Source organism: Pseudomonas umsongensis (assembly GCF_012647205.1).
Taxonomy (GTDB): domain Bacteria; phylum Pseudomonadota; class Gammaproteobacteria; order Pseudomonadales; family Pseudomonadaceae; genus Aquipseudomonas; species Aquipseudomonas umsongensis.
In genome coordinates this window covers 5,882,492-5,895,320 of sequence record NZ_CP051487.1, presented here as the reverse complement: position 1 = coordinate 5,895,320, position 12,829 = coordinate 5,882,492, and the positions used below count along the sequence as shown (strand labels likewise).

Annotated in this window: 12 protein-coding genes; 9 read left to right on the top strand and 3 right to left on the bottom strand. The window is 58.5% G+C overall.

What is annotated here, in order from left to right; all coding sequences use genetic code 11:
* Window positions 1–106: 106 nt before the first annotated feature.
* Entirely contained in the window at window positions 107–451 is a 345-nt protein-coding gene (locus HGP31_RS26645) for a pentapeptide repeat-containing protein (protein ID WP_020798584.1), read from the bottom strand.
* A 90-nt stretch (window positions 452–541) separates the two neighbouring features.
* On the bottom strand, window positions 542–2,098 hold the full coding sequence (locus tag HGP31_RS26640) for a bifunctional aminoglycoside phosphotransferase/ATP-binding protein (protein ID WP_033044038.1): 1,557 nt from the start codon (window positions 2,096–2,098) through the stop codon (window positions 542–544).
* Window positions 2,099–2,213: 115 nt separating this feature from the next.
* Here HGP31_RS26640 and mrcB point away from each other — a divergent pair, with 115 nt between their 5' ends.
* Genes mrcB through HGP31_RS26625 form a run of 3 tightly spaced genes read left to right on the top strand, consistent with a single transcriptional unit; the run spans window position 2,214 to window position 5,639 of the window.
* Complete coding sequence (gene mrcB, locus HGP31_RS26635) at window positions 2,214–4,538, top strand: penicillin-binding protein 1B (RefSeq protein ID WP_033044039.1); 2,325 nt, start codon at window positions 2,214–2,216, stop codon at window positions 4,536–4,538.
* A 16-nt stretch (window positions 4,539–4,554) separates the two neighbouring features.
* Entirely contained in the window at window positions 4,555–5,304 is a 750-nt protein-coding gene (locus HGP31_RS26630) for a tetratricopeptide repeat protein (RefSeq protein ID WP_020798581.1), read from the top strand.
* Entirely contained in the window at window positions 5,304–5,639 is a 336-nt protein-coding gene (locus HGP31_RS26625; protein ID WP_020798580.1) for a YqcC family protein, read from the top strand. The genes HGP31_RS26630 and HGP31_RS26625 overlap by 1 nt, the downstream gene beginning before the upstream one ends.
* Window positions 5,640–5,737: 98 nt before the next feature.
* Here HGP31_RS26625 and HGP31_RS26620 read toward each other — a convergent pair whose 3' ends face one another.
* Window positions 5,738–6,160 carry a DUF4124 domain-containing protein gene (locus tag HGP31_RS26620; protein WP_168758953.1) on the bottom strand — a complete coding sequence of 141 codons (423 nt, stop codon included), beginning with the start codon at window positions 6,158–6,160 and terminating at the stop codon, window positions 5,738–5,740.
* Between the two features lie 400 nt (window positions 6,161–6,560).
* Between HGP31_RS26620 and HGP31_RS26615 the strand changes: the two genes are divergently transcribed.
* The 6 genes from HGP31_RS26615 to msrQ all read left to right on the top strand — a co-directional run bounded on the left by HGP31_RS26615 (window position 6,561) and on the right by msrQ (window position 12,540).
* Window positions 6,561–8,285 carry an acetolactate synthase 3 large subunit gene (locus HGP31_RS26615; protein WP_020798578.1) on the top strand — a complete coding sequence of 575 codons (1,725 nt, stop codon included), beginning with the start codon at window positions 6,561–6,563 and terminating at the stop codon, window positions 8,283–8,285.
* Window positions 8,286–8,287: 2 nt separating this feature from the next.
* Window positions 8,288–8,779 (top strand): acetolactate synthase small subunit, encoded by a 492-nt coding sequence (gene ilvN, locus HGP31_RS26610; protein ID WP_003176102.1) that lies wholly within the window; start codon window positions 8,288–8,290, stop codon window positions 8,777–8,779.
* 45 nt (window positions 8,780–8,824) lie between these two features.
* On the top strand, window positions 8,825–9,841 hold the full coding sequence (gene ilvC, locus HGP31_RS26605; RefSeq protein WP_007909969.1) for a ketol-acid reductoisomerase: 1,017 nt from the start codon (window positions 8,825–8,827) through the stop codon (window positions 9,839–9,841).
* Between the two features lie 144 nt (window positions 9,842–9,985).
* Window positions 9,986–10,843: a CDP-diacylglycerol--serine O-phosphatidyltransferase gene (pssA, locus tag HGP31_RS26600; protein WP_020798577.1), complete on the top strand. Its 858-nt coding sequence runs from the start codon at window positions 9,986–9,988 to the stop codon at window positions 10,841–10,843.
* A gap of 63 nt (window positions 10,844–10,906) precedes the next feature.
* Window positions 10,907–11,920: a protein-methionine-sulfoxide reductase catalytic subunit MsrP gene (msrP, locus tag HGP31_RS26595; RefSeq protein ID WP_168758952.1), complete on the top strand. Its 1,014-nt coding sequence runs from the start codon at window positions 10,907–10,909 to the stop codon at window positions 11,918–11,920.
* The gene (gene msrQ / locus HGP31_RS26590) at window positions 11,920–12,540 is read left to right on the top strand and encodes a protein-methionine-sulfoxide reductase heme-binding subunit MsrQ (protein WP_042955491.1); all 621 of its coding nucleotides are present in this window, start codon (window positions 11,920–11,922) and stop codon (window positions 12,538–12,540) included. The genes msrP and msrQ overlap by 1 nt, the downstream gene beginning before the upstream one ends.
* The last annotated feature ends 289 nt before the right edge of the window (window positions 12,541–12,829 follow it).

Genomic DNA, 12,829 nt, shown 5'->3' with positions numbered 1-12,829 from the left:
GCAAGGAAAAGGTGAGAAAAGCGATCAATTTGCCAAATTTTCAGGCAATACTGCCCAAAATTCAGCGCAATGTCGGGGCGCTGGACTTGTCAATTCAGACTGGCGGTCAGCGGGTGCGATAACGCAGGCGCGTACCGAAGTTCATCGACATCAGGATTTCGTCCGCGCTCAGCTCCACTGGAAAATAGGCGCCGGAAATCTGTGCGTGGGCCAGGCTCGCACCTTCGAGCGAAGCATTGCGAAAATCGATGCCGCGCAGATCGGCGGAGCGAAAATAGGCGTCGGTGAAGTCGATGCCCTCGGCGTTGAGTTCGCGCAGGTCGAGGCCGCGGAAATCACCACCGATCATGTCGATAGGCCCCTGTTTGGGGCGCTCTTTGTTAAAACCGGTGATGTCGTCTTTATGCAGCAAGGCATACAGCGGGGAGTCGAGCAGTTTCGGCTGGCTCATGTCACGTCACCTGTTGGATTTATGACGCCAGTATAGTGCCACTGTTTGAAGGCCGTGAAGCCGGATCAGGCTTCACGGCTCAAATGCTCCTTACAGGCCGGGCAGGCGCTGGCGAATCTGTTCTACGACTGTGTCGAGGGTTCCGCTTTCGTTGGTCTGCACGCGTTTGCTGCAGAGGATTTCTGCGGGCGTCAATGCTTCACGACTGGCTTGCTGGGCTTCGATTACGGCCAGGGTGGCGTCGGACGGATCCTTTTTGTCTGCCTGGCGCAGGGCCAGCCAACTCTCGATCACCGCTTGTGGTGCATTGCAGTCAAGGATCAGGAAAGGCGCGCCGGTCGCTTCGGCCACTTTCGCCGCCTTGTCGCGCTGTTCATGCTTGAGGTAGGTGGCATCGACCACCACCGGGAACCCGGCGTGCAGGATCAGCCCGGCAATTTCATGCAAGCGCTGGTAGGTCGCGACACTGGCATCGGCACTATAAATGCCGGCTTGCAGGTCATTGGCGACGGTTTGCTCGCCGAACAGGCGTTTGCGTTCGACATCGGAGCGCAGGCGAATCGCCCCCAGTGCTTCGACCAGGCGCATGGCCACGTGGCTTTTGCCAACGGCGGAAACGCCGTGGGTGATGGCCATGAAGGGGGACGGGATGGTGCTGTAGCTTTCCGCCAGGTTGGCGTAGTTGCGGTATTGGCGCAGTGCCGTGGCGCGCTGCACCGCAGTGGCCTCGGCCGGCATGCTGAACAAGGTGACCTTGGCGCGCACCAATGCTCGGTAGGCTTTATAGAAGTTCAGCAGTTCCAGACCCTGGTAATCGCCGGTCAGCTCCAGGTATTGGCTGATGAATCGACGTGCCAGGCACTTCAGGCCGCGGTCTTCCAGGTCCATCGCCAGGAAGGCGGTGTCGGCGTACACGTCGGTGAAGCGGAACGGTTCGTTGAACTCGATGCAGTCGAAGATCACCACGCGGCCGTCGATCACGGTAGCGTTGCCCAAATGGATGTCGCCGTGGCATTCGCGAATGAAGCCCTCTGCCTTGCGTTGGGCAAACAGTGGCTTGAGACGTTCGAAGCTGCTTTCAGCCCAGGCCAGCAGGGCGTCCAGTTGCAGCAGATCGGCCTTGTCGCTGAGGAAGGGGCGAATCTGCTCGAAGTTCTGTCGTACAGGGGCCATGACGCTGTCTGCGGTCCCGGCTTCGTGTTCTGCCGGCACTCGCGGTGCGTCCAGATGGAAGCGGGCGATCTGTTCGGCCATCTGGTCGATGTGCGCCGGCGTCAGTTCGCCATTGGCTTGCAGAGTGCTGAGCAATCCGTCCTGGTCAAACTGGCGCATTTTCAGCGCGTACTCGATGGCTGGACCCTCGCCGCCCAGTTGCGGTGCTTCGGCGCTACCGGTGATCGGTAACACTTCGAGATAAAGATCCTGGGTCAGGCGCTGGTTCAGGCGCAGCTCTTCTGCGCAGAAGTGCTTCCGAGCCTCGAGGGTGGTGAAGTCGAGGAAGCCGAAGTTCATCGGCTTCTTCACTTTATAAGCAAAGGGGCCGGTAAGCACGACCCAGGAAATGTGGGTCTCGATGACCTTGAATCCATCTACAGGATGCGGGTAGAGGGCCGGGTTTTGCAGGGCGGCGATCAGGGACTGGCTCACAGGCGATCCTTAAGAGTCGGAAAAAATTCAGGTCGTCATTATGGCGTCTAGCCAGCCTAACGCAAACTCGCGGGCCTCCTGTTGACTATGAATAAAGTGCGTATAATCCGCCGCCATGACTCGTACTCGATCCCCCCGTACCCCAAAGAATCCCCCCTCCAGAGGCCTGCGGCCCTGGCTTGGCTGGGCCCTTAAACTCAGCCTGGTCGGCCTTGTGGTGCTGGCCGGGTTCGCCGTTTACCTCGATGCCATCGTGCAGGAGAAGTTCTCCGGTAAGCGCTGGATGATTCCGGCCAAGGTCTACGCACGTCCGCTCGAGCTGTTCGTCGGACAAAAGTTGAGCAGGGACGATTTTCTCACCGAGCTCGATGCCTTGGGTTATCGCCGTGAAAGCGTGGCCAACGGTCCGGGCGCGGCTTCCGTCAACGGCAATACCGTCGATCTGAATACCCGTGGCTTCCAGTTCTATGAAGGCATGGAGCAAGCGCAACCGGTGCGTGTGCGCTTCTCGGGCGACTACGTGGCCGAGCTGTCGGCGGCCAAGGGTTCGAAACTGTCGGTGGTGCGTCTGGAACCGCTGCTGATCGGTGGCCTGTACCCGAAAAACCTCGAAGACCGGATCCTGATCAAGATCGATCAGGTGCCGCCGTATTTGCTCGAGACCCTGGTCGCGGTCGAGGACCGTGACTTCTATCACCACTTTGGTGTCTCGCCGAAGTCGATTGCCCGGGCGATCTGGGTCAACGGCTCGTCGGGTCGCATGCGTCAGGGGGGAAGTACCCTGACCCAGCAGCTGGTCAAGAACTTCTACCTGACCAACGAGCGCAGCCTGACCCGCAAACTGACCGAAGCCATGATGGCGTTGCTGTTGGAACTGCACTACGACAAGCGTGAGATCCTTGAGGCTTACCTCAACGAAGTGTTTATCGGTCAGGACGGTCAACGCGCGGTGCACGGTTTCGGCCTGGCCAGCCAGTTCTTCTTCAGTCAGCCTCTGGCCGAGCTCAAGCTGCATCAGGTGGCCTTGCTGGTCGGCATGGTCAAGGGGCCGTCCTCCTACAACCCGCGCCGGTATCCGGAGCGTGCACTTGAGCGGCGTAACCTGGTGCTCGATGTGCTGCAGGAGCAGGGTGTCGCCACGGCGGAGCAAGTCGAAGCGGCGAAAAAAATGCCGTTGGGCGTGACCAAGCGCGGCAGTCTGGCGGACAGCTCGTTCCCTGGCTTCCTTGACCTGGTCAAGCGCCAGCTGCGTGAAGACTACCGCGACGAAGACTTGACCGAGGAGGGGCTGCGGATCTTCACCAGCTTCGATCCGATCCTGCAGATGAAGGCCGAAGCGTCGGTCAACGACACGTTCAAGCGCCTGTCCGGTCGCAAGGGCTCGGATGAGGTCGAGGCGGCGATGGTGGTGACCAATCCGGAAACCGGCGAGGTGCAGGCCATGATCGGCAGTCGCCAGGCCAGCTTTGCCGGTTTCAACCGGGCGCTGGACGCGGTGCGGCCGATCGGCTCGTTGATCAAGCCGGCGGTTTACCTGACGGCGCTGGAAAAACCGAGCCAGTACACATTGACCAGTTGGCTGTCGGACGACTACTTCTCGGTCAAGGGCGCCGACGGCCAGGTCTGGAAACCGCAGAACTATGATCGCCGTTCCCACGGCACGGTCTTCCTTTACCAAGGGCTGGCGCACTCCTACAACTTGTCGACCGCACGCCTGGGCCTGGCCGTGGGTGTGCCGAATGTCCTCAAGACTCTTGGGCGCCTGGGTGTCAGTCGCGAGTTTCCGGCCTTCCCGTCGATGTTGCTGGGCGCTGGCGGTATGACCCCGATCGAAGTGGCGACCATGTACCAGACGCTCGCCAATGGCGGTTTCAATACGCCGATGCGCGGGATCCGTAGCGTCCTGACGGCGGAAGGCGAGCCGCTCAAGCGTTATCCGTTCCAGATCCAGCAGCGTTTCGACCCCGCGTCGATCTACCTGATCCAGAGCGCCATGCAGCGCGTGATGCGTGAAGGTACCGGCAGCTCGGTCTACAACGTGTTGCCAAAGACCTTGACCCTGGCCGGCAAGACCGGCACCAGTAACGACTCGCGAGACAGTTGGTTCGCAGGTTTCAGTCAGGACTTGCTGGCGGTGGTCTGGTTGGGACGCGACGACAACGGCAAGACACCGTTCACGGGTGCCACCGGTGCGTTGCAGGTCTGGACCAGCTTCATGCGCAAGGCCGACCCGTTGCCGCTGGACATGCCGCAGCCGGATAATATCGTTCAGGCCTGGGTCGATTCGCGAACCGGCCAAGGCTCCGACGCCGGTTGCCCCGGCGCCGTGCAGATGCCGTATATTCGCGGCAGCGAACCGCCTCCCGGTCCCGCTTGTGGTGGCGAAAGCCCGATCAACGGTGAAACGGTGATGGATTGGGTCAAGGGCTGGATGAATTAAGCAAAGAGGGTTTCAAGTGAACAAGTGGTTGATTCCAGCGATTACCGCCGTGGCTTTGCTCAGCGGTTGTTCTTCGGTACAGCGCGGCTCGATTCCGGTGGTGGACTCCGGCACCAAGGTCTCCAATAGCGAGCGCGTATCGGCGAACGGCGGCTACCGTCAGACGACGGTAAAGCGTCCTGTGCAACCCCAGGCCCAGGAGATTCCACAAGGCGATACTGGTGTTGTCGTGATGGTGCCGGGTGGTGGTGCGGTGACGTCGGCACCGATCAGCACGACTCCGATTACTCCGGGACCAATAACCCCGGGCCCGATTACGCCCGGGCCGATCGATACGTCGCCGGTTCAGTCCGCACCGGTCAATCAAGGCAGCTACAGCATGCCCTCGACACCGAGCGGGATTCCGTCGGCCACTTCCGGTGGCTTGTCCGCCGACGAGCAACTGGACGGGCCGGTGCTGGCATTATTAACCACCGCTCAGCAGCAACAGGCCGGCGGCGATCTCAATGGCGCTTCTTCCAGCCTCGAGCGCGCCCAGCGTGTCGCCCCGCGTGAGCCGCAAGTGCTCTATCGCCTGGCGCAGGTGCGCATGGCCCAAGGTGATGCGCCGCAGGCCGAGCAATTTGCTCGCCGTGGCCTGACCTTCGCCAACGGGCGTCCGGCACTGCAGGCCAGCCTTTGGGAGCTGATTGCCCAAGCGCGCGAGAAGCAGGGTGATTCGGCGGGCGCCGCTTTGGCTCGCCAGAAAGCCAAGGTTACTTCGTGATGGATGTACGGTTTCCGAAGATTGCCGATCAACTGCTGCTGATCGAACGCGAATTGCGGGTGCAAGGGTGGTGGGACGAGGTCGCGCCATCCGCTGAAGCGCTGTCCAGCGTCGAGCCGTTTTCAGTTGATACGCTGGACTTCGAGCAGTGGCTGCAATGGATCTTCCTGCCGCGCATGAAAGCAATCCTGGAGCAGGATCTGCCCTTGCCGAATGCATCGGGGATTCAGGAGATGGCTGAAATGGTCTTCGCCCAGCGCAATGTCCAGGGCAAGGATCGGCAGCTGCAGGCTTTGCTCAAAGAGTTCGATCAACTAATCACCGCCTCGCGCTGAGCTGCGATCCCCTGTAGGAGCTGTCGAGTGCAACGAGGCTGCGATCTTTTGATCTTGCTTTCAAAAAAAGATCGCAGCCTCGTTGCACTCGACAGCTCCTACATGCAGTTATCCGCAATCTGCCTTTGCGTTTCATCGATGCGCTCCTGACGCTGGGAGCCATCAATACGCCGCATCTGGCCATCCACTTCCTCTCTTAAACGCGGATTATTCTGCAATTGCGCCAGATTGGTTCGCGCCTGTTCGCAGAAAGCCTTCAGCTGGTTCTGTTGCTCGCTCACCTGCTTCTTCACCGACTTGTCGATCGCCTGTTGGTCGCCAATGGCCCCGTTTTGTGCGCCAGTGCCCGACCTGCCAGGCTTTGGGGCGGGCGTGACGATGGTAGTGGCAGGCTGATCCCGAGGCGGTTGAGCATCGAAATGGGTAACGCCCTGGGCGTCGACCCACTGGTAAATCTGCGCGGCCATGCACATCGGGCTAAGGGCGAGCATCAGGCCGGCGATGAGGAAGTGCGTACGCATGCCAATTCCTTGTCAAAAGTTGCGCAATTGAAGCTAACACGCAGGGGGTTTACAGGTTTTTTCTTGCGTTCTCATGTGGTTAGTAGAATAAAGCTCATAGACGACTTGACTTGCAAGGGATGAAACAGAAGAATCCAAAGTCCGCTGTAGAGGGACTGCCAGAAGCAGACCCACTCGGCAGATCATGAGGCGCACATCCGCGCCGACCTGTTACACCCGCAACGCGTTACCTCGCGCTGGGTGGGAAAGGCCCGCAACACTTGGGACGATCCCAATACTTGCTCAGTCAGTGCTGACGTAGTCGGCGACCACCGTCGCTCATGCTCTGCTGGGAAGTAAACCTATTAAGACCCGTCCCCCTTTTCGTGGACGGTATTCTGGCGTTTTAGAGGTGAACAACGTGGAGCTTTTATCTGGCGGTGAGATGCTCGTCCGCTTTTTGCGCGACGAAGGCGTCAAATATATCTACGGGTACCCGGGTGGTGCTCTTCTTCATGTCTATGATGCCTTGTTCAAAGAACCGGAAGTGACTCACATCCTGGTTCGTCACGAGCAGGCCGCGACCCATATGGCTGACGGCTACGCCCGTGCCACCGGTAAAGCCGGCGTGGTACTGGTGACCTCCGGCCCGGGCGCGACCAACGCCATCACCGGTATCGCCACGGCCTACATGGACTCCATTCCGATGGTGGTGATTTCTGGCCAGGTGCCTAGCACCATGGTCGGTACCGACGCCTTCCAGGAAACCGACATGATCGGTATCTCCCGGCCGATCGTGAAACACAGCTTCATGATCAAGCATGCGTCGGAAATCCCGGAAGTCATGAAGAAGGCGTTCTACCTGGCGCAATCCGGTCGTCCTGGTCCGGTCGTTGTCGACATTCCGAAAGACATGACCAACCCGGCCGAGAAGTTCGAATACGTCTTCCCGAAAAAAGCCAAGCTGCGCTCCTACAGCCCGGCCGTTCGCGGCCACTCGGGGCAAATCCGCAAGGCGGCAGAAATGCTCCTGGCGGCCAAGCGGCCTGTGCTGTATTCGGGCGGTGGCGTCATCCTGGGTGGTGGTTCCGCGCCGCTCACCGAGTTGGCGAAGATGCTCAACCTGCCAGTGACCAACACCCTGATGGGCCTGGGCGGTTACCCTGGTACCGACCGTCAGTTCATCGGCATGCTGGGTATGCACGGCAGTTACACCGCCAACCTGGCGATGCACCATGCTGACGTGATCCTGGCCGTCGGCGCACGCTTCGACGACCGCGTCATCAACGGTGCATCGAAGTTCTGCCCGAACGCCAAGATCATTCACATCGACATCGACCCGGCATCGATCTCCAAGACCATCAAGGCCGATGTGCCTATCGTGGGTCCGGTCGAGAGCGTCCTGACCGAAATGGTCGCGATCCTCAAGGAAATCGGCGAGACCCCGAACAAGGAGTCCGTGGCCAGCTGGTGGAAGCAGATCGACGAGTGGCGCGGTGACCGCGGCCTGTTCCCTTATGACAAGGGCGACGGCAGTGTCATCAAGCCGCAGGCGGTGATTGAAACCCTGTGCGAAGTGACCAAGGGCGATGCCTTTGTAGCCTCCGACGTGGGTCAGCACCAGATGTTCGCGGCGCAGTACTACAAGTTCAACAAGCCGAACCGCTGGATCAACTCCGGTGGCCTGGGCACGATGGGCTTCGGTTTCCCTGCGGCCATGGGTATCAAGTTGAGCTTTCCGGATGATGACGTCGCCTGCGTAACGGGCGAGGGCAGCATCCAGATGAACATTCAGGAATTGTCGACCTGCCTGCAATACGGTTTGCCGGTCAAGATCGTCATCCTGAACAACGGTGTACTGGGCATGGTTCGCCAATGGCAGGACATGAGCTACGGCAGCCGTCACTCTCATTCCTACATGGAATCGCTGCCTGATTTCGTCAAGCTGGCGGAGGCCTATGGCCACGTTGGCGTGCGCATCACTGATTCGAAAGATTTGAAGTCGAAGATGGAAGAGGCGTTCGCCATGAAAGATCGCCTGGTGGTAATCGATATTTCGGTCGACACCAGCGAGCACGTCTATCCGATGCAGATCAAAGACGGCTCCATGCGCGATATGTGGCTGAGCAAGACGGAGCGTACTTAATCATGCGGCACATTATTTCCTTGCTTCTGGAAAACGAACCTGGCGCTTTGTCTCGTGTTGTCGGCCTGTTCTCGCAGCGCAACTACAACATCGAAAGCCTGACCGTGGCCCCCACCGAAGACCCGACCCTGTCGCGTCTGACGCTGACCACTGTCGGGCACGATGAAGTCATCGAGCAGATCACCAAGAACCTGAACAAGCTGATCGAAGTGGTCAAATTGGTCGACCTGTCGGAAAGTGCTCACATCGAGCGCGAACTGATGCTGGTCAAGGTCAAGGCCACCGGCGCCCAGCGCGCCGAGATCAAGCGCACCACCGATATTTACCGTGGACAGATCGTCGATGTCAGTGCCAGCGTATATACCGTTCAATTGACCGGTACCAGCGACAAGCTCGACAGCTTCATCCAGTCCATTGGCACCGCCTCGATCCTGGAGACCGTCCGCAGTGGCGTCACCGGTATTGCCCGCGGCGACAAAGTACTCAGCATCTAAACCAAATTAGCGAATGGCCTGAACGGCCTGATATAGGGGAAATTCATGAAAGTTTTCTACGATAAAGACTGCGACCTGTCGATCATCCAGGGCAAGAAAGTTGCCATCATCGGTTACGGCTCCCAAGGCCACGCTCAAGCGTGCAACCTGAAAGATTCCGGCGTTGACGTGACTGTTGGCCTGCGCAAAGGCTCGGCCACTGTTGCCAAGGCTGAAGCCCACGGCCTGAAAGTGACTGACGTTGCTTCCGCTGTTGCTGCTGCCGACCTGGTCATGATCCTGACCCCGGACGAGTTCCAGTCTTCCCTGTACAAGAACGAAATCGAGCCGAACATCAAGAAAGGCGCCACCCTGGCCTTCTCCCACGGTTTCGCGATCCACTACAACCAGGTTGTGCCGCGCGCTGACCTCGACGTGATCATGATCGCGCCGAAGGCACCAGGTCATACCGTACGTTCCGAGTTCGTCAAAGGCGGCGGTATCCCTGACCTGATCGCGATCTACCAGGACGCATCCGGCAACGCTAAAAACGTAGCACTGTCCTACGCTGCTGGCGTGGGTGGCGGTCGTACCGGCATCATCGAAACCACCTTCAAGGACGAGACTGAAACCGACCTGTTCGGCGAACAAGCCGTTCTGTGCGGCGGTACCGTTGAACTGGTAAAAGCTGGTTTCGAAACCCTGGTTGAAGCTGGCTACGCGCCGGAAATGGCCTACTTCGAATGCCTGCACGAACTGAAGCTGATCGTGGACCTCATGTACGAAGGCGGTATCGCCAACATGAACTACTCGATCTCCAACAACGCCGAGTACGGCGAGTACGTGACTGGCCCGGAAGTGATCAACGCCGAATCCCGTCAGGCCATGCGCAACGCCCTGAAACGCATTCAGGACGGCGAATACGCGAAGATGTTCATCAGCGAAGGCGCTACCGGCTATCCTTCGATGACCGCCAAGCGTCGTAATAACGCCGCGCACGGTATCGAAGTCATTGGCGAGCAACTGCGCTCCATGATGCCTTGGATCGGTGCCAACAAGATCGTCGACAAAGCCAAGAACTAAGTCGATTACTTGTACGAAAAACGCGGCTTAGGCCGCGTTTTTTCGTTTGGGTGATCGGTTCTGGTATAAAGCTGCATCGTTTGCGGTCGAACCGTCGTCCCAGACACCTGTCGAAACTTTCCACCCCGTTGCAAGGTAATGTCCATGAGCGAACGTCCCGAAGAGCCAAAGCAGGCTTCTGACGCCGAAAGCCTTCTGCCCATCGATGAGCACATCGAAGAAGGGCATGACGCTGACGGCCGTAAAGTCCGGCATCGTGGTATCTATCTTCTGCCGAATCTGTTCACCACTGCGAATCTCTTCGCAGGGTTCTATTCCATCATCAACTCGATGAGCGCCCAGAGTGCCTTGAGTGCCGGCGATTCGATTGGTGCGAGCAAGTATTTTGCGTTCGCCGCCATCGCGATTTTCGTGGCGATGGTGCTCGACGGCCTTGACGGCCGCGTTGCCCGCATGACCAATACCCAGAGCGCCTTTGGCGCCGAGTACGACTCGCTGTCGGACATGGTCGCCTTTGGCGTGGCGCCGGCGTTGCTCGCCTTCGGCTGGGCGCTTGGTGACATGGGCAAGGTCGGCTGGATGGTCGCCTTCATCTATGTCGCGGGTGCGGCGTTGCGCCTGGCACGGTTCAACACCCAGGTCGGTACTGCCGACAAGCGTTATTTCATCGGTCTCGCCAGCCCGGCTGCGGCGGGAGTCGTAGCCGGTATTGTCTGGGCGTTCAGTGATTACGGCATCCAGGGTTCCAAGATGTCCTTCCTGGTTGCGCTGATGGTGGCGGCGGCTGGCATGCTGATGGTCAGCAACATCAAGTACAACAGCTTCAAGGAGCTGGACCTGAAAGGGCGCGTTCCGTTTGTGGCGATCCTTGCTGTGGTGTTGGTGTTTGCCGTCGTATTCAGTGATCCGCCGCGCATCCTGCTCCTGGTGTTCCTCGCCTACGCCGCATCTGGTCCAGTGCAATACCTGTTACATCTTCGTCGGCGTAAAAGCGCCGAGTGATGTAATTTCCCTCATACTCCGCAGTCTGTTGGTGCGCCTGTTCTCCAATGCTGCGGAGTAGCCATGCTGATCAAAGTCCCAAAAGCGTCCGACTGCCATGAGTCGGACGTCACGCCTGAATCTCTCTATCTTTCTCGACGCAATGTATTGGGTGCTGCCGTAACCGGATTGGCGGTGAGCAGTCTGCCGCGGTGGGCGGTGGCCGATGAAGCGGCGCGATACCCGGGTGTCGAGCCTGGCAAGGCACCCTCCTGGTTTGGCGAAAAGCTTCCCTCGATTCGATGGGGTGCCGTCAGCGTGAAGGATGAGGCGATCACACCGTTCAAGGACGCGACGCATTACAACAACTTCTATGAGTTCGGCACTGACAAGGGTGACCCGGCTGCCAACGCCGGTGCGCTGAAAACCGAACCCTGGAGCGTGGTCGTGGACGGGGAGGTGGGTCAGCCTGGGCGGTATGCTCTGGAAGACTTCATGAAGCCTTATCAGTTGGAAGAGCGCATTTACCGTTTGCGCTGCGTTGAGGCGTGGTCGATGGTGATTCCATGGATCGGCTTCCCCATTTCGGCGCTGCTTGGCCAGGTAGAGCCCACGTCAAGCGCCAAATTCATACGCTTCGAAACCCTGCAGGATCCAAAGAGCATGCCTGGACAGCGGTCCGGGTTCGCCTTGATCGACTGGCCTTATGTAGAAGGGCTGCGATTGGATGAAGCCATGAACCCGCTGGCAATACTGGCGGTGGGGATGTACGGGCGTGAGTTGCCGAACCAGAACGGGGCGCCTTTGCGTTTGGTCGTGCCATGGAAGTACGGGTTTAAAAGCATCAAGTCCATCGTGCGGATAAGCCTGGTGAGCGAACAGCCTAAAACCACTTGGCAGAGTATTGCCGCGGATGAATACGGTTTCTACGCGAACGTGAATCCTACGGTTGACCACCCGCGCTGGACCCAGGCTCGCGAGCGCCGACTGCCGAGCGGCCTGTTCAAGCCCAATGTGCGTGACACGCTGATATTCAACGGTTATGCGGATGAAGTCGCTTCTTTATATGCAGGGCTCGATTTGCGGAAGAATTATTGATGCGATATCCGCTCTGGCGTACAGCGGTTTTCATTTGTGCAATGGTGTGGCCGCTGCTTTGGTTGTACCAGGCCTGGCAGGATGCGCTGGGGCCTGATCCCGGCAAGGTGCTGGTTGATCGGTTGGGGTTAGGGGCGCTTGTGCTGTTGCTCATCACGCTCAGTATGACGCCGCTGCAAAAGCTCACGGGTTGGGCGGTGTGGATAGCGGTCCGGCGGCAATTGGGATTGTGGTGTTTCGCTTACGTGGTTCTGCACTTGAGCGCCTACCTGGCGTTCATCCTTGGATTTGACTGGTCGCAGCTAGGTGTCGAATTGCGCAAGCGACCGTACATCATTGTCGGGGCATTGGGTTTTTTGTGTTTGCTGTCGTTGGCTTGCACGTCCAATCGATACAGCCAACGACGTATGGGAGTTCTTTGGAAGAAGCTGCATCGCTTGGCTTATCTGGTTCTCGTGCTCGGATTGCTGCATATGCTCTGGATCGTGCGCGCCGATGTTAAGGAGTGGTCGATCTATGCATCTATAGGCGCATTGCTGTTAGTGCTCAGGCTACCGCCGCTGGCTCGTCGAATCCCGCGCCTGATCGCTAAAAAGGGTACTTCTGCCAAAAAGGCGTAATTAGTGGTTGACGGCAGATTCTGGAAGCCTATAATTCGCCCCACTTCCGGCGCAGTCGAAACGGAAAACTCCTTGGTAAACAATGAGTTACGCAGTTTTCGGCAGCAGGTTGCTTCAGTTCGTCGAAGCGCCAAGGAAGTTGAAAAAGAGGTGTTGACAGCAGCGTGTAACGCTGTAGAATTCGCCTCCCGCTGATGAGAGATCTGAAGCGCAAGTGGTTGAAGTTGTTAAGGATTCCTTGAAAACTTCTGAAAAATACCACTTGACAGCAAATGAGGCTGCTGTAGAA